18 protein-coding genes and 1 pseudogene are annotated in these 18,072 nt (G+C 62.8%); 12 read left to right on the top strand and 7 right to left on the bottom strand.

The window, feature by feature from the left end; genetic code table 11:
* Positions 1-21: 21 nt before the first annotated feature.
* Positions 22-519 (top strand): hypothetical protein, encoded by a 498-nt coding sequence (locus PL79_RS09040; protein WP_135801013.1) that lies wholly within the window; start codon positions 22-24, stop codon positions 517-519.
* Between the two features lie 722 nt (positions 520-1,241).
* Positions 1,242-1,460 (top strand): hypothetical protein, encoded by a 219-nt coding sequence (locus tag PL79_RS09035; RefSeq protein WP_044846844.1) that lies wholly within the window; start codon positions 1,242-1,244, stop codon positions 1,458-1,460.
* Between the two features lie 90 nt (positions 1,461-1,550).
* Here PL79_RS09035 and PL79_RS09030 read toward each other — a convergent pair whose 3' ends face one another.
* Positions 1,551-2,168, bottom strand: coding sequence for a hypothetical protein (locus PL79_RS09030; protein ID WP_235879240.1), 618 nt, complete (start codon positions 2,166-2,168; stop codon positions 1,551-1,553).
* Positions 2,169-2,981: 813 nt separating this feature from the next.
* Here PL79_RS09030 and PL79_RS09025 point away from each other — a divergent pair.
* The 5 genes from PL79_RS09025 to PL79_RS09005 all read left to right on the top strand — a co-directional run bounded on the left by PL79_RS09025 (position 2,982) and on the right by PL79_RS09005 (position 7,966).
* Positions 2,982-4,100: a branched-chain amino acid ABC transporter substrate-binding protein gene (locus PL79_RS09025; protein ID WP_044846845.1), complete on the top strand. Its 1,119-nt coding sequence runs from the start codon at positions 2,982-2,984 to the stop codon at positions 4,098-4,100.
* A 185-nt stretch (positions 4,101-4,285) separates the two neighbouring features.
* Positions 4,286-5,212: a high-affinity branched-chain amino acid ABC transporter permease LivH gene (livH, locus tag PL79_RS09020; protein ID WP_044846846.1), complete on the top strand. Its 927-nt coding sequence runs from the start codon at positions 4,286-4,288 to the stop codon at positions 5,210-5,212.
* A gap of 11 nt (positions 5,213-5,223) precedes the next feature.
* Positions 5,224-6,495 (top strand): high-affinity branched-chain amino acid ABC transporter permease LivM, encoded by a 1,272-nt coding sequence (locus PL79_RS09015; protein WP_044846847.1) that lies wholly within the window; start codon positions 5,224-5,226, stop codon positions 6,493-6,495.
* Positions 6,492-7,265 carry a high-affinity branched-chain amino acid ABC transporter ATP-binding protein LivG gene (gene livG, locus PL79_RS09010; RefSeq protein ID WP_044846848.1) on the top strand — a complete coding sequence of 258 codons (774 nt, stop codon included), beginning with the start codon at positions 6,492-6,494 and terminating at the stop codon, positions 7,263-7,265. Before PL79_RS09015 ends, livG begins: the two co-directional genes overlap by 4 nt.
* Positions 7,265-7,966 (top strand): ABC transporter ATP-binding protein, encoded by a 702-nt coding sequence (locus PL79_RS09005; protein WP_044846849.1) that lies wholly within the window; start codon positions 7,265-7,267, stop codon positions 7,964-7,966. The genes livG and PL79_RS09005 overlap by 1 nt, the downstream gene beginning before the upstream one ends.
* A 95-nt stretch (positions 7,967-8,061) precedes the next feature.
* Here the strand turns inward: PL79_RS09005 and PL79_RS09000 are convergent, their stop codons facing one another.
* Complete coding sequence (locus PL79_RS09000; protein ID WP_044846850.1) at positions 8,062-8,913, bottom strand: LysR substrate-binding domain-containing protein; 852 nt, start codon at positions 8,911-8,913, stop codon at positions 8,062-8,064.
* Positions 8,914-9,046: 133 nt separating this feature from the next.
* Between PL79_RS09000 and PL79_RS08995 the strand changes: the two genes are divergently transcribed.
* From PL79_RS08995 to PL79_RS08985, 3 genes and pseudogenes are all read left to right on the top strand, one after another.
* Positions 9,047-10,027 carry a hypothetical protein gene (locus PL79_RS08995; RefSeq protein ID WP_044846851.1) on the top strand — a complete coding sequence of 327 codons (981 nt, stop codon included), beginning with the start codon at positions 9,047-9,049 and terminating at the stop codon, positions 10,025-10,027.
* Between the two features lie 35 nt (positions 10,028-10,062).
* Entirely contained in the window at positions 10,063-11,049 is a 987-nt protein-coding gene (locus PL79_RS08990; RefSeq protein ID WP_044846852.1) for a 2OG-Fe(II) oxygenase, read from the top strand.
* 14 nt (positions 11,050-11,063) lie between these two features.
* A pseudogene (locus PL79_RS08985) lies at positions 11,064-11,867 on the top strand (DMT family transporter); the annotation flags it as partial.
* 136 nt (positions 11,868-12,003) lie between these two features.
* Here PL79_RS08985 and PL79_RS08980 read toward each other — a convergent pair.
* The 3 genes from PL79_RS08980 to PL79_RS08970 form a co-directional block, all read right to left on the bottom strand.
* On the bottom strand, positions 12,004-12,411 hold the full coding sequence (locus tag PL79_RS08980; RefSeq protein WP_082088634.1) for a DUF2000 domain-containing protein: 408 nt from the start codon (positions 12,409-12,411) through the stop codon (positions 12,004-12,006).
* A gap of 44 nt (positions 12,412-12,455) precedes the next feature.
* Positions 12,456-13,325 carry an AraC family transcriptional regulator gene (locus PL79_RS08975; RefSeq protein ID WP_044846854.1) on the bottom strand — a complete coding sequence of 290 codons (870 nt, stop codon included), beginning with the start codon at positions 13,323-13,325 and terminating at the stop codon, positions 12,456-12,458.
* Between the two features lie 86 nt (positions 13,326-13,411).
* A complete protein-coding gene (locus PL79_RS08970; protein ID WP_044846855.1) occupies positions 13,412-14,713 on the bottom strand; it encodes an aspartate aminotransferase family protein in 1,302 nt (433 codons plus the stop codon).
* A 77-nt stretch (positions 14,714-14,790) separates the two neighbouring features.
* Here PL79_RS08970 and PL79_RS08965 point away from each other — a divergent pair, with 77 nt between their 5' ends.
* A complete protein-coding gene (locus tag PL79_RS08965) occupies positions 14,791-15,675 on the top strand; it encodes a LysR family transcriptional regulator (RefSeq protein WP_193759824.1) in 885 nt (294 codons plus the stop codon).
* A 242-nt stretch (positions 15,676-15,917) separates the two neighbouring features.
* On the opposite strand, the gene PL79_RS08960 is transcribed toward PL79_RS08965, so the two are convergent.
* Both PL79_RS08960 and PL79_RS08955 read right to left on the bottom strand, forming a co-directional pair.
* Entirely contained in the window at positions 15,918-16,202 is a 285-nt protein-coding gene (locus tag PL79_RS08960; protein WP_124891863.1) for a hypothetical protein, read from the bottom strand.
* Between the two features lie 385 nt (positions 16,203-16,587).
* Positions 16,588-17,169: a hypothetical protein gene (locus PL79_RS08955; protein ID WP_135801012.1), complete on the bottom strand. Its 582-nt coding sequence runs from the start codon at positions 17,167-17,169 to the stop codon at positions 16,588-16,590.
* Positions 17,170-17,545: 376 nt separating this feature from the next.
* Between PL79_RS08955 and PL79_RS08950 the strand changes: the two genes are divergently transcribed.
* Positions 17,546-17,875 carry a hypothetical protein gene (locus PL79_RS08950; RefSeq protein ID WP_135800999.1) on the top strand — a complete coding sequence of 110 codons (330 nt, stop codon included), beginning with the start codon at positions 17,546-17,548 and terminating at the stop codon, positions 17,873-17,875.
* Positions 17,876-18,072 lie beyond the last annotated feature (197 nt).

Here is an 18,072-nt window from a genome sequence, read left to right as displayed (position 1 = left end):
TCCCGCGAATCGGAGGTGGCAATGGCAAAAAGTCGGAAGCTGGCCTCCCAACGACGTACCGCGATACGCGCGGGATTATGGGTGCCGCTTTATCTTGCGCTCGTACCTTGGGCGTCGCACGCATCCCCTCGGCAAGATCTCGAAGTACTGGGAAAAAGATTTCGCATTGAAATCGACAAGGCGTATCAGAAGGTTCCCCAAAGCGGCTCGACCCAAGAGATAGATAAAGCCGGGGACATTACTTGGCTCGCAGTTCGCTACATTCCGCTCGGAAGCTCATTTGACGACGCCGAAGTTATTCTTCGCGCCGCGGGATTTTCAGTCGGAACACGGCCGGGACCAAACGAGCCGGGGAATCTACCACATAGATATGATGTCGTTGCGAGGATAGAACAGTACCGCACCAGCTTGCTTTTCTCGCGCACCGACGTGTTCGTACTTCTTTCTCCCAAAGCTCCCGGCGATTTTCAAGATGGTGTTTCGGCGATTTTCGCATCGTTTACGACGAGTTATTTGTAGCGAAATTACACGCATCCGGGTCGCGACGTACTGTTCAATAGTTGGTTGTGTATATCAGTTTTGCTGGTATCTAGAGACATGTCCGGAACGAGTACGAGATTGAGGTGGCGTTTGTCGGTACCTAGTTGGATCGCGTGCTCGTATGATATGGAAGAGTTGCTTTGGCGAGCCATTCGCGACGGCAAGCGGATGACGACTCAGGGCCGATTGCAGCCTGTAGAAGGTGTAGAAAAAGAACGTTTCCAGCGAGAAACTTCTTCATGTCGGGGCAGTTGGAAGAGACGGAGCAGCAGTCGCTTCTGTATCGAACTGTGCCCGTACCGTGAGTGAAGCCAATTCATTCCAACTGTTTCGAATGATCGCGTCCGAGGCCGATCGGCGTCCGCGTCGATTAGCTTTTCCTTCCGCATCTTCGCATGCAATGGCGCTACGCACGCAGGCGAAATTTCGTACCTATGCCTAACGGCTAACGTTCGCACAAGCCGAAAATATTGAGCGTTAACGATGGTCTAATAGGCAATGTCCAATGATGATCGCGCGGGCATCGCGCGCGCGAATGGACGCAACGTAACCGGTAGGCCCTATCGAAACATTGCTTTCATCGGGGCAAAAACAAAGGAGGAATCCCAACCACAAAAAACGCCGCAGTAAACGAGCGCGGGCCGCAAGTGCTACCAACACTCACGACCCGCTAACCACAGCCAACTTATCAGGAGTTGCCCATGGCTAAGCCGAATCATAAAGCACGACCACCGAAGACGGAACGTTTCGTCACGATCCAGGAAATGTGGGGTACCCCGAAAACGGACATCAAGCCGGAGAAGTTCTACCCGTACATGAAGATTGGTGGAATGTGGCTGATCGAAGATGCGTGTTTCGTACCCGGCCAGAAGGCACGGATTGATATTGAGCCTGGCAGGCTGATCATCACGAAACTGTAAAAGGCAACGCCGCAAGACGCGGCCGCGCTGCGCGACGTCGCGCAGCGCGCCGGGCAAGGCAGGGTAGCCGCTATCAGCCGCCCCAATGCATCACCAGGCAATATTGCACGACGACCGCGACGTTCCCGCACCACCTGTAGCCGTGCAATGCGTACCGGCGCCGTTGTCGTAGAACGTCCGGGTCTCCGGTTGCGGTACCGATGGATCAAACGGATTCGGCGTACCGTGCGGCCCGCGCGCGGCATCGTAAGCCCGCGTTGGCGCATACGAGCCGCCGCTGCCGACACGTCGCGATCCATTTGCCCGCAGGTATTCGTTCCAGTTCTGCGCACGCTGTTCATATCCGGGCAAAGCGCGCCCGAGGCTGTCGCTCCCACCCGCGCCGAGCGCAACGCGATTCGCGGGCAATACAAAATCGGATTCGTGTACCGACGGAGTTTGCGATTCGAGCGTATCGCCTGACACCCGCACCGGCCGCGTATCAGGCGTATCGAACGGGCTGCGTTCAGCCGGCGCAGCGTACTTTACGCGTCGGGTTGCGCGTGCCGAGCGCCCATCATCGCGAGCCACGGCCTGACGTTCCGAACGAAACACGTTGGCACCGCCCGAGCGATCGACCAGCGAATCGCGGCCCGAGGCGTCGACGGTAGAAACAGAAAGCGCACAAGCAAGCGCGGCGGCGGAAGAAAGACGGAAGGGATGATTCATATGCGATCCGAAGCAGGTGATGTGCATTGAAAAAACGGCAGATCACTGGCTGGCGAGACTGAACGGCGGACGGGCGTTGAAGCGGCCCTGAAGCGACGGCGAAGCGCGGCGGGCGCGGTTCGCGGGAAGGCTGGCTGGATTGCAGAGGAGAGTTCGCATTATTTCATAAAAATAACAAAAAGCTTTCGTATATGCCGTAAACGTCAGCATATGGAAGGATTTGCCGATCCAACACACCGCCCCACCTCGGTACACGCCAACGCAATCCTCAGTCGATTGATTTAAAAAGCACCGACCCCCAAAAACAAAAAATCGCACGATCCACAACCACAAATCGCCGCAAACCCCCACCCATCAAGCCACAACCCCACAACCAGACCCAAAATCGCAACCCAATTGCACCCACCGCAAACGTTCTCCACCCGCCCGAGTTGCTCCCAAATCGCCACCTCTCCCCAGCCCAGTTTCTCCGTGTTTTCCCTCATAGAAGCGGCATTTTTGACAGACGATTTAAAAACCCCCATATAATTTCGACTGCCTTGCCAACGGCTGTCGGACCATCCCTCCGAACAAGCAGTTGGCAAGCGGGGCAGGCGAAACGCTTGCGCAATGCAAGACGCATCACGATGTCTTTCCGAACCAGACGTCCCCCTTGGGGGACTGCAAGAGCCGGGCCCCGCTACGCAACATTCATCCGCAGGTCCGTCTTCATGTGTCTCGGGCGTGTCCCATGTCCTCGCCCCGGGTGCTGTTCGATTGCGCAAGTCATGCCGCCTTTGCCCGTATGACTAAACAACATCGAGGAGCTCCCAGATGACGCTGTCCCGTCTTACGTCCATTTCCGTCGCCGCCGTGCTGTTCGCCGCCGGCGCCGCCGCCGCGCAAGCGGAAACCGTGAAGATCGCCATCGCTGGTCCGATGAGCGGCTCGGTCGCCCAATACGGCGACATGGTGAAGGCCGGCGCGCTGACCGCGATCGAACAGATCAACGCGGCAGGCGGCGCGGGCGGCAACAAGTTCGAAGTCGTGCAGATGGACGACGCATGCGAACCGAAGCAGGCCGTCGCCGTCGCCAACAAGATCGTCAGCCAGAAGATCAAGTACGTGATCGGCCACGTGTGCTCGGGTTCGACGATCCCCGCCTCCGACATCTACGAGAACGAAGGCATCGTGATGGTCACGCCGTCGGCCACCGCGCCGCAGCTGACGGAAGGCAAGAAGCGCCACTTCATCTTCCGCACGATCGGCCGTGACGACCAGCAAGGCCCGGCCGCCGCGCACTACATCATCAACAACGTGAAGCCGAAGAAGGTCGCGATTCTGCACGACAAGCAGTCGTACGGCCAGGGCATCGCGTCGTCGGTGAAGAAGGACCTCGAAGGCGCGAAGATCCCGGTCGTGCTGTTCGAAGGCATCAACGCCGGCGATTCGGACTACTCGGCGATCATCACGAAGCTGAAGTCGCAAGGCGTCGACTTCGTCTACTTCGGCGGCTATCACCCGGAAATGGGCCTGCTGATGCGCCAGGCGCGCGAGCAGGGCGTGAAGGCGACGTTCATGGGCCCCGAAGGCGTGGGCAACAAGGACGTGACGGCGATCGCCGGCCCGGCTTCGGAAGGCATGCTCGTCACGCTGCCGGCCGACTTCTCGGCCGACCCGGCCAACGCGGCGCTCGTGAAGGCGTTCGCGGACAAGAAGCGCGACCCGAACGGCCCGTTCCAGATGCCGTCGTACGCAGCGGTGAAGATCATCGCCGACGCGATCGCCGGCGCGAAGACGACCGACCCGACGAAGGTCGCCGCGTACATGCACAAGACGACGTTCGACACGCCGATCGGCAAGGTCGCGTATGACGCCCAGGGCGACCTGAAGGCGTTCAAGTTCGTCGTCTACACATGGCACAAGGACGCGACGAAGACCGCCGCCAAGTAATCCGGCGTACCCGCCCGCGCGTCCGCCCTGTCCGAGACCCGGACGGGGCGGGCGTGCATTCGCGCCGCGCATGACCGCATTGCGCGGCCGACGGGCGGCCCGAGACGACACCGTGCGTTGCGCGCGGCCGACCGCCGTGATCCGGCGACGGCACGCGACCCAGCGCCAACGGGAGCTTCCCGCACATGACTGACTTCTTTCCTCAATTCGCCCAGCAGCTGGTCAACGGCCTGACGCTGGGTGCGATCTATGCGTTGATCGCCATCGGCTACTCGATGGTCTACGGCATCATCGGCATGATCAACTTCGCCCACGGCGAGATCTACATGATCGGCGCATACGTGGGCCTCGTGACCCTCACCGCCATCGGCATCTCCGCCGGCTATCCGCTGCCGCTCGTGCTCGGCGCCGCGCTGATCGTGTCGGTGCTCGTCACCGGCCTGTACGGCTTCGCGGTCGAGCGCGTCGCGTATCGCCCGCTGCGCGGCGGCCCGCGCCTCGTGCCGCTGATCTCCGCGATCGGCATGTCGATCTTCCTGCAGAACTACGTGCAGATCGGCCAGGGCGCGCGCGACGTGTCCGTGCCGGTGCTGATCTCCGGCGCATTCGACATCCATCTCGGCGGCGACTACGACGTGACGATTCCGTATGCGCGTCTGCTGATCGTCTGCGTGACGGTCGTGCTGATGATCGCGCTCACGCTGTTCATCTCGCATTCGCGGATGGGCCGCGCGTGCCGCGCGTGCGCCGAAGACATGAAGATGGCGAACCTGCTCGGCATCGACACGAACCGCGTGATCTCGTTCACGTTCGTGCTCGGCGCGATGCTCGCGGCCGTCGGCGGCGTGCTGATCGGGCTGACGATCGGCAAGCTGAATCCGTACATCGGCTTCGTCGCGGGCATCAAGGCGTTCACCGCCGCGGTGCTGGGCGGGATCGGCAGCATCCCGGGCGCGATGCTCGGCGGCGTGCTGCTGGGCCTCGCCGAAACCTTCGCCGCAGGCTACATGCCGGCCGAGTACAAGGACGTGGTCGCGTTCGGCCTGCTCGTGCTGATCCTGCTCTTCCGCCCGACCGGCCTGCTCGGCAAGTCGGACATCGAAAAGGTCTGAGGGAGACGCAGATGAGTCAAGTCATTTCCGTTCGCCGCCCGGCCGCCGACGCGTCGGTCGGCCAGGCGCTGAAGAATGCCGCGGCCGCCGCGCTGCTGACGGCGATCCTCACGATTCCGGTGCTCGGCCTGCAGCTGAAGCTCGACGGCTATCAGGTGGTGCTCACGCCGCACTGGCGTCCGGTGTGGATCGCGGTCGCGGCCGTGTTCCTGTTCCAGCTGTTCAAGCCGTGGCTCGTGCGCGCGAAATCGGCGGTGAAGCTGCCGGCGATGCCCGCGATGGGCGCGCAGCAGCAGCGCGCGATCATCTGGGTGCTGCTCGCGGTCGGGCTCGTGTGGCCGTTCTTCGGTTCGCGCGGCGCGGTAGACGTCGCGACGCTCGCGCTGATCTACGTGATCCTCGGCCTCGGGCTGAACATCGTGGTCGGTTTCGCGGGGCTGCTGGATCTCGGCTATGTCGGGTTCTACGCGGTCGGCGGCTATACGTACGCGATGCTGAACCAGTATTTCGGGCTGTCGTTCTGGGAGTGCCTGCCGATCGCGGCGATCGCCGCGGCGACGTTCGGCTTCCTGCTCGGCTTCCCGGTGCTGCGTCTGCGCGGCGACTATCTCGCGATTGTCACGCTCGGCTTCGGCGAAATCATCCGCCTGCTCGCGAACAACCTGACGAGCCTCACCGGCGGCCCGGACGGCATCTCGAGCATTCCGAAGCCGACGGTGTTCGGCTTCGAGATGGCGCGCTCGGCGAGCGTCGAAGGCGCGAAGACCTTCCATGAACTGATCGGGCTGGAATACAGCGGCGAGCACATGGTGATCTTCCTGTACCTGATCGCGCTGGTGCTGGTCGGCTTCACGCTGTTCGTGACGAGCCGCCTGATCCGCATGCCGATGGGCCGCGCGTGGGAAGCGCTGCGCGACGACGAGATCGCCTGCCGCTCGCTGGGTCTCAACCCGACGCGCATCAAGCTGTCGGCGTTCACGCTCGGCGCGGCGTTCGCGGGCATCGGCGGCGCGTTCTTCGCGGCGCGTCAGGGCCTCGTGAATCCTGAATCGTTCACCTTCATCGAGTCGGCGCTGATCCTCGCGATCGTCGTGCTCGGCGGGATGGGCTCGCAGCTCGGCGTGATCCTCGCGGCGATCCTGCTGACCGTGCTGCCGGAAGTCGCGCGCGGCTTCGCGGAGTACCGGATGCTGATCTTCGGTCTGGTGATGGTGTTGATGATGATGTGGCGTCCGCAGGGCCTGCTGCCCGCGAGCCGTCCCCACGTGGAGCTGCCGCAATGAGCGCGAATACGGAACTGTTGAAGGTCGCCGGGCTGCAGATGCGCTTCGGCGGGTTGCTCGCGGTGGACGGCATCGATTTCGACGTGCGCCGCAACGAGGTGTTCGCGATCATCGGGCCGAACGGCGCGGGCAAGACCACGGTGTTCAACTGCGTCGGCGGCTTCTACAAGCCGACCGGCGGCGACGTCGTGCTCGACGGCCACGCGATCGCGGGGCTGCCGAGCCACCAGATCGCGTTGAAGGGCCTCGTGCGCACGTTCCAGAACATCCGCCTGTTCAAGTCGCTGACGGTGGTCGAGAACCTGCTGGTCGCACAGCACCGCAAGGTGAAGTCGGGGCTGTTGCCGGGCCTGTTCTCGACGCCCGCGTATCGTCGCGCCGAGAAGGAAGCGCTCGAACGCGCGGCCGTGTGGCTCGACCGGATGGGGCTGAAGTCGGTCGCCAACCGGCAGGCGGGCACGCTGTCGTACGGGCACCAGCGGCGCCTGGAGATCGCGCGCTGCATGATCACCGAGCCGCGCCTGTTGATGCTGGACGAACCGGCGGCTGGTCTCAACCCGCAGGAAAAGATCGAGCTGCAGCACCTGATCGACAAGCTGCGCCACGAGTTCGGCGTGTCGGTGCTGCTGATCGAACACGACATGAGCCTCGTGATGGGCGTGTCGGACCGCATCCTCGTGATGGAGCACGGCCGGCCGATCGTGATCGGCACGCCGGAAGCGGTCCGCAACGACCCGCGCGTGATCAAGGCGTATCTGGGGGAAGAGTGATGCTGAAGCTGGAACAGGTCCATACGCACTATGGCGCGGTCGAGGCGCTCGCGGGCGTGTCGATCGAGGTGAAGAAGGGCGAGATCGTCACGCTGATCGGCAGCAACGGCGCCGGCAAGACGACGCTGATGATGACCGTGTGCGGCACGCCGCGCGCGTCGTCGGGCCGCGTGCTGTTCGAGGGCAACGACATCACCGCGATGTCGACGCACCAGATCATGCGGCAGGGGATGGCGATCTCGCCGGAAGGGCGGCGCGTGTTCCCGAGCCTGACGGTGCTCGAGAACCTGAAGATGGGCGGGTTCTTCGCGAGCCGTCATGAAATCGACGACGGCATCGAGCACGTGTTCAAGCTGTTTCCGCGCCTGAAGGAACGCGCGGCGCAGCGGGCCGGCACGATGTCGGGCGGCGAGCAGCAGATGCTGGCGATCGGCCGCGCGCTGATGAGCAAGCCGCGCCTGCTGCTGCTCGACGAGCCGACGCTCGGCCTCGCACCGCTCGTGATCGCGCAGATCTTCGACATCATCCGGACGATTCGCGACGAGGGTGTCACGGTGTTCCTGGTCGAGCAGAACGCGAACAAGGCGCTGGGTGTGGCCGATCGCGGCTACGTGCTCGAAACGGGGCGTGTGGTGCTCGCCGATACGGGCGCGAACCTGCTCGCGAACGACCGGATCAAGCAGGCGTATCTCGGCGGTTGACGAGAGAAAGCCGCCGGCCTGCAATGGGCTGGCGGCGCTTGCCGCATGCGTTGTCGCTTCACATGCAAGGCCGGTCACGGCCTTGTCTTCTTTCCCTAGCCGATCCTGAACGTACTTTTCAGCACGTCGCGCAAATGCAGCGCGGCGCGATTGCTGTCGTCCGTGAGGATCGTGATCAGATGCGGCGGCAGATCCGGCAGCGCGATCCCCGCGACGTTGCTCGTCAGGTTGCCGGACACGCGGTCGTGCTCGATGATGCCGACCGCGAGGCCATTCGCGATGCACGCCTCGACCGCCGGCGAGCTCGCGCTCTCGAGCAGCATCCGGTGCGCGATCTTCGCCTTCTTCAGCGCGTTCAGCGCGGTGTCGCGGTACGGACATCCCTGCAGCTGCACGGCGATCGGCAGCGGCGCGTCGGGATTGAACTTGAACGTGCGCGCGGCGACCCACACCGGATGGGTCTTGCTGAGCAGTTCCGCGTGCGGCAGCGCTTTCGGCACGACGGCAATCGTGATGTCGAGCTGACCGCGGGAAAACAGCTGCTGCAGTTCCTCGCTGGAGCGCGCTTCGACGGTCAGTTCGAGCAACGGCCGGTCGGCGGCGAAGCGCGGCAGGAATTCCGCCATGAAATGCGCGGCATACGAATCGGGGATGCCGAGCCGCAACTTGCCGGTCAGGATCTGCGGCGACAGCGATTCGACCAGGCGGTCGTGGCTCGACAGGAACTCGGTGGTGTCGCCGAGCAGCTTGTGCCCGAACTGCGTGAGCTCGACGGCCTGGTTGTTTCGCGTGAACAGCCGCTGCGCGACCATCTCCTCGAGCTTCTGGATCTGTGCCGTGACCGACGACGGGCTGCGATTCACATACGCGGCCGCATCCTTGAAGCGGCCGAGCTTCGCGACGGCGTGGAAGGTACGCAGCAGGTCGACGTCCAGGGTGCGCGGCATGATTTTGATTTTCCGAATCAGTGATTCAGGTAATGTCGATTGACGGAATTATTGCGCCTCCCTATCCTCGGGTCAACAGGCGGACGACGGCAGGCATTCGATCGAGCGTGACACGTATCCCGGGGAACGATTCATGTCTATCAATGATTTTGTAGTGGATGCATTGGTGCGGGACAGGAAGCTGAAGGCGGAGTCGGTATGGACGGTCGAGAATCACGAGAAGTATTCGACGTTGCAGCGCACGGACGATGCCGCGCGGCAACGCGAGGCGGGGCGTGAAGTCTTCTCCTTGATGCGGAACCTGAACGAATTGGGGGTTCGGAGTCCTGCATTATGTGCGGATCGCAACGGAAAAGGGTCGTTGCGCGAAGCGATCGGTGCGTTGAGCGAGCGTCTCGCCACGTTGTCGCGCGGCCGCCATGTTCACTACATCGAACTCGGGCCCGAGCCGGTCAAGACGACCGAACTGATGAAGGGCGTCAGCGGCGGCGGGCCGGACCATCTGCGCTACACGGCGGTCGACATCAACGAGTCGTCGGAACACGCGATGCGCGACGCGATCATGCCGTTCCTGAAGACGCCCGGCTGTTTCAACTACATCGCCGACGACTACCGGAACGTGCAGTGGAACCACATCGATCTGGGCCAGGACATGACCTTCATCACGATGCTCGGGTTCCAGGAAGGCAACGAATTGCCTGTGACGATCGGTCGGCTGATCCGCAATCTCGGCGGCAAGTCGACCTACGTGGTGTCCGAGATGCAGCTGTTCGTGGAAGGCCGCGAAGCGCACATCTACGACTTCTACCGCAACGAGAACATGGTGCGGTTCTCCGAAGTCGTCAGCCGGCAGCAGGGCTTCGAGCCGCACGGCGAGCATGACGTGTCGATCGTCCGGCTGAACCTGCTGGGCGATCAGTTCCACGTTGCGGTTACGCTGCAGCCGGTGTCGAAGGCGGGCGTCCACGGGCATCTGATCACCAACGTCTGCCTGAAATACACGCCCGAGCAATTCCGCCACGTGCGCAGCAGTCACGGCAACTGCCGGGTGATCGACGAGCTGCGCAGCGGGGACGGCAGCGTCGTGTACCAGATTGCGCAGTTCAAGGGCTAGCGCCCCGGGCCGCAACGACGAGAGCGAGGCACGCGATGAACAAGGGAAATGCACTGCCGGTGTTTGCGCGCGGGTTCGATCGGGTGAGGCTTGCGCTGCGGACCTCGCTGGCCGGCGACGCGAATGTCGCGGACGACACGGTTACCGTTGCGGAACGGATGCGCTGGACGAGCGGCTGCCTGCGCGACGGCTATCAGGTGCGGTATCGCCGCAACCTCGACGATCTCGGCTATCGCGACGTGCCGATGCGCGGCACGCAGTCGAACGCGCTCAACGCGGTGTGCAGCCTGCGCGGGTTGTTCTCCGACGAAGCGGTTCACGCGCTGCGCGAGATCGGCCGCACGCTGGAACGCAGCGCGTCGCACAGCAACTGGATCATCTCGAAGCGGGTGCGTGCGGTGACGAACCGCTCGCGCTTCATCGACGCGATGATGCACGACCGCGCGTTCCTGCTGCGGCTGTCGCGTCTGGCCGGCGCGCCGTTGATCCCGTATCCGATGATCAATGCGCGCTCGCAGTTCAACTATTACTACCCGACGCGCGAGCGCGACGACAAGGAACAGGTCGGCATGTGGCACACCGACGGCACCAGTTTCGTGCTGAACATCGTGCTGTCGGATCGATCCGAATACGAGGGCGGAAACTTTCTGTTTTACGAATCGACTGCCGAGACGTTCGATCGGCACGATCGCGAACGCGCGCATGTGAAGACGGCGGATTTGAGCCAGGCGGGCGACGCGCTGCTGATCTACGGCAGCAAGCTGTTTCATGGCGTCGAACCGGTCGAGGCAGGGCGGCGCATGTCGCTGGTGCTGTCGTTTCATTGCCCGTACACGCGCGAGGACGACAACGGCTTCTGGCATCTCGCGTCGGACGACGGCATCCCGCGCACGGTCGTCAACTGGCTGGCACTGCAACGCAGCCTCCGCGACGAAGCCGCGATGCAGTACCTTCGCCTCGGTCTCGAACCGATCCGGTTCGAAGACCTGGGCGACGCGCGCACATCCACGGTCACGTTCTGAGGGGCGCCGTTCCGATGCAGCTTTTCCTGATCCAGCTCGTGTTCGTGTTGTCGTGGAGTTCCGGCTTCATCGGCGCCAAGCTCGGCGCGGAGACGGCCGGTGCGTTCAACCTGCTGTTCTGGCGTTTTCTGCTCGTCACGCTCTGTCTGGCGATCGTCCTCAACAGGCGGCTCGGGCGCCTGACGCTGGAGAAGATCCGCTATCACGCGGTGATCGGCTTTCTGTCGCAGTTTCTCTACCTGGCCTGCGTCTACGTCGCGATCCAGCATGGGCTGCCGCCGGGCATCGCGGCGATCGTCGCGGCGTTGCAGCCACTCATCACGGCGGCGATGACGACGTTCGAAGGCAGCGAGCGCAGCGGCGCGCGTCAGTGGGCCGGGCTCGTGCTCGGATTCATCGGCGTCGGCATCGTGATCGGCGGGCAATACGCGCTGCCGACCGAATCGGTCGGCATCGTCATGTACATGCTGCCGCTGGTGTCCGCGCTGGGGCTGTCGATCGCGACGATCTATCAGCGGCGGCGCGCGCTCACGACGGCGCGCAGCAACGAGGACGGGTTGTTTCTGCCGCTGTTCGTGCAGGGGTGCGTGAGCCTCGTGCTGTTCGCGGCATGCGGGCTCGTCACCGGCGATCTGCATGTGCCGACGCAGCCGAACGTCTGGTTGTCCGTCGTGTGGCTGACGGTGTTCTCGACGTTCATCGCTTACCTGACGTTATGGGCGCTGCTCAAGCGCATGCCCGCGACGCGCGTGGCGACGCTCGTCTATCTCGAACCGCCCGTGACGCTGACCTGGGCCGCGTGGATGTTCGGCGACCGGATTCCGGTGACGACCTATCTCGGCATCGTCGTCGTCGCGCTCGGCGTGTGGCTCGCCAGCAAGCACGGCGAACGGTTCGGCCGGACGCGGCGGGCAGGCATGGAAGCGGCCCGCGGCAGCGAGCCGGACGCCGGGTTCACGCGTGCAACGCCAGACCCTTCACGGCTTTATCCACGGCCTTCTTCGGCCCGTGCAATGCAAGGCCGACCAGATCGAGATTCGTCGCGTCCCCGGCGCGAAACGCTTCGCGATTGGCCGCGTCGTGCCCGGTCGAGAACATCGCGCGCACGTACGGCACGATCCTGACTTCGCGCGACAGCGCGTGCCGATGCGCGGCCTGCAGGCCGTCGAGATCGGCCGCGAACACCAGCATCGGCTGGCCGAACATGCGGCCGTAGCGATTCCCGGCCGCATCCTCGTAAGGCTCGCCGAGCGCTTCGGGCGCGCCGGCCGCGACGCCCGTCGCGAGAAATGCGACCACGTTGAGTTTCTGCCACGCCGCGAGATCGTCGCGCACGATCAATGCCACTTTCGTATCGAACATGAGTGCTCCTCGTTGAAGCGCTCATGATCGGACAGCCGGAGCAATCAATCTGGAACGTTTGTGCACATGCGCCGATAGGCGGCCGGCGTCATCCGGTATGCGCGGCGGAACCAGCGGCCGAGGTGACTCTGGTCTGCGAAGCCGACGTCCGCGGCAGCCTGCGCCGGCGTGCGGCCTGCCGCGAGCAGCCGGCGCGCCGCGCGCAGGCGCAGGCGAACCAGGTACGCGTGCGGCGACGTCCCGTATGCGCGCTGGAACAGCCGCGTGAGCCGGAAGCGGTCGATGCCGGCTAGTTCGGCGAGTTCGTCGAGGCCGAGATTGCCGTCCAGATGCGCGTGCAGCAGGTCGCGCACGCGCACGATCGCCGGCGGCACGGTGCCCGTGCTCGTGTCGGCGCTTGCCGCGACCGAATCGCGCAACTGACCACCGAGGCGCGTGAGGAGACGGTCGAGCGTCTGGTCGCGCGCGAGCTTGCCTTCGTTGCCGTGGATCGCGAGAAACGCGTGGCGGATCGCGTCGACGAGGCTGCGATCGTCGACGAGCGTATGGCCGAACGCGGCTTCGACGCCGCTCAGGCCGGGAAGATCGATTCGGCGTGCCGCACGTTCGACCCACGTCTGCGGCAGGTACAGCATCGAGTAGGTGAAGCCGCCGGCTTCCGGCGCATGGCCGTCGTGCAGCGCGCCCGGCTCGATCAGGATCGCGCGGCCCGGCACGCTCGTGTGCAGCGACCGATGACACTGGAAACGCTGCACGCCTTGTTCCGTGAAGCCGATCAGCATGTCGTCGTGATCGTGCGGATCGTACGCATGCCCGCTGAAATGCGCGCGCAGGCTTTCGATTCCCGTTTCCGGATCGCGGCGCGCGACGAGCCAGTGTTCGTTCGTGCCGTTGTCGTTTGCCGCGCTCGCCATCGCTCGCCTCGCTGCCCGTCGTCGTTGCCTGCCTGATAGTGTACGCAGATCGTACGCGCTTCGTGCGGCAGCGACGGGCGGCGGGGTTACAGCGCGCGTGCGATCGCCTGTTCCAGCAGCGACAGCCCGAGATCGATTTCCGCTTCGCTGACCGTCAGCGGCGGCGCGATCCGGAACACGCCGCCCATGCCGGGCAACTGCACGATGTTCATGCTGAGCCCGAGGTTCATGCATTCGCGCGTGATCTTCGCGCCAAGGCCATCCGCCGGTTCCTTCGTCTGCCGGTCCTTGACGATCTCGACGCCGAGCAGCAGGCCGCGCCCGCGCACGTCGCCGATGCAGTCGAAGCGCTCCATCAGGTCGAGCAGCCCGCGCCGCAGCCGGTCGCCCATCACGTTCGCCCGCTGGACGAGGCCGTCGCGCTGCACCACGTCGAGCACGCGCAGGCCGACCGCGGCCGGCAGCGGGTCCGACACGTGCGTCGTGTAGAACAGGTAGCCGAGTTCGTGCGCGCGTTCCTCGATCCGCGCGGACGTGACGACCGCCGCGAGCGGCAGCCCCGCGCCGAGGGTTTTCGACAGCGTGAGGAGGTCGGGCGTCACGCCGTCGCGCTGGCACGCGAACATCGTGCCGGTGCGCCCGACGCCGGTTTGCGCTTCGTCGAGGATCAGCAGCATCCCGCGCTCCTCGCATTTGCGCTTGAGCGCCGCCATGTAGCCTTCCGGCAATTCGATGATGCCGCCCGAACTGAGGATCGGCTCCGCGATGAACGCGGCGAGGTTGCCGCTCGACTGGCGATCGATCAGGTCGAATGCGTAGTCGAGTTCGGCGAGATAGTCGTAGGTGCCGTTGCGCTCGAAGCGCGGCCGGTACGCGAACGGTGCCGGAATCGCGAACGAACCGACGGCGGCCGGGCCGACGCCCTTGCGGCCGGCGCTGTACGTGGCGGACGCCGCCGCGCCCGTCATCCCGTGCCACGACTGCGCGAAGCCGACGATCTCGTACTTGCCGGTGACGAGCTTCGCCATCCGGATCGCCGCTTCGTTCGATTCCGCGCCGGTGCTCAGCAGCAGCGCGCGATCGAGCCCAGGCGGCGTGAGGTCGGCGAGGCGTGTCGCGAGGTCGACGACGGGGCGCGACAGCATCCCGCTGAACAGGTGATCGAGCTTGCCCGCGTATTCGTTGATGACGGAGACGATCTCCGGATGGCTGTGCCCGAGCACCGCGCTCATCTGTCCCGACGTGAAATCGAGGATCGCGCGGCCGTCCGCGTCGTAGACGAAGCTGCCTTGCGCGCGCTCGATGATCATCGGCTCGAACGTGCCGCCGTAGCGGATCAGGTGCTGCCTGGCGTTGTGCCAGAAGGTTGCGTCGTCGTTCAGGGACATCGGGCTTCTCCGGACAAGGGCCAAGGATCGCTTGCAGTCTAGGCGCCGGTCTGGTTTTATGGAAACGAATAGTTCTTATGCAAGGTAGAAAAGGAGCTAATACCTTGGCACGTTCGCTCGAAATCGACCTGCTGCGCTCGTTCGTCGTCATCGCCGAAGTGCGCTCGCTCAGCCGCGCGGCGGCGCGGGTCGGCCGTACGCAATCCGCGCTCAGCCAGCAGATGCGGCGGCTGGAGGAAAGCGTCGACCAGCCGCTGTTCCAGCGCACCGGGCGCGGCGTGCTGCTCACGCATCCCGGCGAGCGGCTGCTCGTGCATGCGCAGCGCATCCTGCGGCAGCACGACGAGGCGATGGCCGATCTGTGCGGCACCGGGTTGTCGGGCACGATCCGGTTCGGCTGTCCGGACGATTACGCGGGCGTGTTCCTGCCGTCGCTGCTGCGGCAGTTCTCGAGCCAGCATCCGCAGGCGATCGTCGAGGTCGTGTGCGGGCCGACGCCGCGGCTGCTCGAACAGCTCGACAAGCGGGCGGTCGATCTGGCGATGGTGTCCGTGCCGGACGATGGTTCGGACGGCGACTTCATCCGCCGCGAGCAACTGGTCTGGATCGGTTATCCGGGGCTCGATGCGGCGCGGTTCGATCCGTTGCCGCTCGCGCTGTCCGATCCCGATACGCTCGATCATATTGCGGCCTGTGAGGCGCTGCGTCGCGCCGGCCGCGATTATCGCGTCGCGTATGCGAGCAGCAGCCTCGCGGGGCTGACCGCGCTGGTGCGTTCGGGGCAGGCGTTCGCGGTGATGACGCAGACGGCGGTGCCGGCGGATCTGGCCATCCTCGCCGGCGATCGCGGGCTGCCGCCGCTGCCGGCGGTCGGCATTACGCTGCGGTTCGACCGGAAGCGGCCGTCGCATCTGACGGCGGCGTTCGCGGAGCATATTCGGGCGGTCTTGCCGGTGCTGTGAGGGCGGGGTAGGGCGTGTGGGTGATCGGTCGAGCGATGCGCCGTTTTCTGATGGAGAGGGGGAATGCTGATGCAGCAGTACCTGCGCCTTGTCTGATAGGGATCGGCACACGAAGCTACGCCACGACCTACGCTCGATCTTTTCAGGACTGGCCGATGCCGACCCTCAGCGGTCCTTTAGTGATTTGCAAACGGTCATTCAATCGACCAACCACAGTCTTTGTTGTCAACAATCCGATGATTCTATAAGCCGACAAACATAACAAATCCTTTCGTCCACTCGATTTTTCCGATTTGATCCACTTTCCAATAGACTTCTGCGGACACACCGTAAGATAGGAAGTCCTCGCCTTTACGGAAAAAGTCGGCAGCATGAATCGACCGGTCTGTCTGGCAGACACCGTCAAGGTGAAATCCTTGTTCAGCAAGGATCCTTTCGAGTTTCTGAGCATCCGATCCAGGAGGGAAACCGGCATTCAATCGGGCGTCAAGTTCAGGCGATGTTCCAAGCCGCCCCATGGTTTTCAACGTTTCCTGTCCGATCCTGTCCTTAGGCGGGCACGCGCCCCAGTAACCACCACTCGCCGTCACGTTTTGCAATAGAGCAGGCCACTTGTCTTGTTCCTGCTTGCAAGCCCCAAGACACAGGCAGAGAACAAATGTCGTAGCAATCGAAATGTAAGGGTGAAGACTGGATCGCATATTCGTGCCCCCTTGTCTCAAGCACTTTGTTCTAGTTGCGTCTCGGTTGTTTGCCGGCGATGTACGTTTCCCTGCCCCCCGTAAGAACTGGACTGATTGTTACCGATCTCTCCGAGCCGTCGGTTGACCGCTTCTGGCCGGCTACCGCCGCACGCGGTCGACTGTCGCCGACCCACAACGACCTCACAGTCTACGCAGCAACGGACGTTCATCAACAAAAAAAATCTACAACGTAAAAGTATCCATCGAGATGAGCGGCCTTCCATCGGCACGAAGCAAATTCAGCTGCGTCCTGAGGCGACTGACGGATGACCAATTCGTTGACTTCTTCCACTTTTCCGCGGCTGAGCGCTTCGGTCTCATCGTAGGCAATACGCTGATCGACCTCGCCGGGCTGTCTTTCATTCTTTGCCTCAAAAATGATGAAGTTTCGATGCGGATCGGCCAGTTTGTAGTTTGCGACCAGTGCCTCGTAAGTTGCCCTCTCGCCTTCGAATCGGAACGCCTGAGCTGAATGTTCCAGAATGTCTCGACCCGGCAAAATCCACTGTGCGGAAAGGTAAGCGAACACTGCTGCAATGACGGCGGATGTTATGCCTAAGATGCTTCTTGATTTCGCAGCGTATACAATTCGAACCACAAGCCAAACTGCGACCCCGGCAGTCGGAATAAGTAGAAACAACGCCACTAACAGAAGCTCGTGCGATATTGCCAGCGCGCTAAGCGCGGCGATTAATCCGGCGGCACAAACAAGGGGCCAATCGAGTGAATCGTGGTTAGACGCAGGCTGCATGTTTCCCCCATAGCAATCCCAGCGACCTTGAAGACAGACTGCTTATCCGGAAAGGACACTGCCTCAAGCGCTGACGCGCCGAGCGCAGCGTTCATGGCTTTGCGCCGATTGTCGACGATCTGGACACGACTGTCGAATGTCTCCTCCTGGCCGGTAGCAGACTCACGTGGAGGCCCGCTTCCGACCCGGAGCGGACAGCCGCCCTTCTGCAAAGCAGCCATTCGCTTCAGATGGGCCAAACGCCGCGCGAAAGTTTACAACTCTTTCGGATTGACGTGTGTGAAATGCAATGGGGTTAACGATTCCTTGAAAACTCCGCTGCCATTGCATCTAATTGCTACCAAACGCAACAATCAAAGCTTGGCGGGGTAGCATCATGAAGAAAATTGCCTTGCATTTGATGGACGCCGCATTGGTCTCGGCGGTTTTGTTTTTTTACTACGTTCGCGCATTTTACGGTCACGGTCGAGCACCAATATCAACCCAAATGGCTCATTGGCGAGACGTATGCTTCGTCTTGACGCTTATCGCGATGTTTGTCATTCCATTTCGAGTAAAAAAATCATATCCGAGCATATATAACTTCGCTACATTTAACGCAAAAGGAGAGAGAAGAAAAACAATATTAATTCCATTATTGACAACGATTACGATCATCATCGGCACGGTGGCAATAATTCGAATATTCATTGTGGCGGCGCCGTAAACAGGGGGGCGTTAATAGTTGTGAATACATCTTCATATCCGAGTCCACTGTGATCATACCTGCACCTTATCTGACAAGACGCAGATCACAAACCTACGCCGAGACCTACGCCAGACGTTTCAGCGATGGGCCGTTACCGACCCACATCAGCCTCTCGAATCCGCTCGGATTAGACGGCGGCTTTCAAATGTGCAATC

Source organism: Burkholderia sp. USMB20, from assembly GCF_000949135.2.
GTDB lineage: Bacteria > Pseudomonadota > Gammaproteobacteria > Burkholderiales > Burkholderiaceae > Burkholderia.
This window is presented reverse-complemented; position numbering and strand designations above follow the sequence as displayed.

Excerpts from the sequence above, each read along its gene's own strand:
- PL79_RS08975 (WP_044846854.1), bottom strand. The coding sequence starts at position 13,325 with ATGGCGAGCGCGGCAAACGACAACGGCACGAACGAACACTGGCTCGTC.
- PL79_RS08970 (WP_044846855.1), bottom strand. The coding sequence starts at position 14,713 with ATGTCCCTGAACGACGACGCAACCTTCTGGCACAACGCCAGGCAGCAC.
- PL79_RS09000 (WP_044846850.1), bottom strand. The coding sequence starts at position 8,913 with ATGCCGCGCACCCTGGACGTCGACCTGCTGCGTACCTTCCACGCCGTC.
- PL79_RS08990 (WP_044846852.1), top strand. The coding sequence starts at position 10,063 with ATGAACAAGGGAAATGCACTGCCGGTGTTTGCGCGCGGGTTCGATCGG.
- PL79_RS08995 (WP_044846851.1), top strand. The coding sequence starts at position 9,047 with ATGTCTATCAATGATTTTGTAGTGGATGCATTGGTGCGGGACAGGAAG.
- PL79_RS08950 (WP_135800999.1), top strand. The coding sequence starts at position 17,546 with ATGAAGAAAATTGCCTTGCATTTGATGGACGCCGCATTGGTCTCGGCG.
- PL79_RS08980 (WP_082088634.1), bottom strand. The coding sequence starts at position 12,411 with ATGTTCGATACGAAAGTGGCATTGATCGTGCGCGACGATCTCGCGGCG.
- PL79_RS09035 (WP_044846844.1), top strand. The coding sequence starts at position 1,242 with ATGGCTAAGCCGAATCATAAAGCACGACCACCGAAGACGGAACGTTTC.
- PL79_RS08965 (WP_193759824.1), top strand. The coding sequence starts at position 14,791 with ATGCAAGGTAGAAAAGGAGCTAATACCTTGGCACGTTCGCTCGAAATC.
- PL79_RS09030 (WP_235879240.1), bottom strand. The coding sequence starts at position 2,168 with ATGAATCATCCCTTCCGTCTTTCTTCCGCCGCCGCGCTTGCTTGTGCG.
- livG (WP_044846848.1), top strand. The coding sequence starts at position 6,492 with ATGAGCGCGAATACGGAACTGTTGAAGGTCGCCGGGCTGCAGATGCGC.
- PL79_RS09005 (WP_044846849.1), top strand. The coding sequence starts at position 7,265 with ATGCTGAAGCTGGAACAGGTCCATACGCACTATGGCGCGGTCGAGGCG.
- PL79_RS08955 (WP_135801012.1), bottom strand. The coding sequence starts at position 17,169 with ATGCAGCCTGCGTCTAACCACGATTCACTCGATTGGCCCCTTGTTTGT.
- PL79_RS09025 (WP_044846845.1), top strand. The coding sequence starts at position 2,982 with ATGACGCTGTCCCGTCTTACGTCCATTTCCGTCGCCGCCGTGCTGTTC.
- PL79_RS09015 (WP_044846847.1), top strand. The coding sequence starts at position 5,224 with ATGAGTCAAGTCATTTCCGTTCGCCGCCCGGCCGCCGACGCGTCGGTC.
- livH (WP_044846846.1), top strand. The coding sequence starts at position 4,286 with ATGACTGACTTCTTTCCTCAATTCGCCCAGCAGCTGGTCAACGGCCTG.
- PL79_RS09040 (WP_135801013.1), top strand. The coding sequence starts at position 22 with ATGGCAAAAAGTCGGAAGCTGGCCTCCCAACGACGTACCGCGATACGC.